The organism is Paraburkholderia sp. BR13439, from assembly GCF_040948805.1.
GTDB lineage: Bacteria > Pseudomonadota > Gammaproteobacteria > Burkholderiales > Burkholderiaceae > Paraburkholderia > Paraburkholderia youngii.
The window spans coordinates 1-208 of sequence record NZ_JBFPKN010000252.1 but is presented as its reverse complement, the minus strand read 5'-3'; the positions used below and the strand labels follow the sequence as shown (position 1 = coordinate 208).

The window sequence follows — 208 nt, the reverse complement described above, 5'->3', positions numbered from 1 at the left end:
AGATGAATCTGCTGGACGAGGCGATTGACGCGGATCTCGCCGCCATTGCAGTTGAACTCGAGCAACTTCAGCCACAAGCCACAGCCGAGCCGCTACCCCAGCAACCGAAGCGTGCAGCGCTGCCGGCGCAATTGCCGCGCACAGAGATTCGCCACGAGCCGCAGAGCACCGTATGCCAGTGTGGCTGCGAGCGCACGCGCATCGGCGA

At 63.9% G+C, this 208-nt stretch carries 1 pseudogene; it reads left to right on the top strand.

Annotation, left to right across the window (positions count from 1 at the left end):
- A pseudogene (locus AB3X96_RS43080) lies at window positions 1-208 on the top strand (IS66 family transposase); the annotation flags it as partial.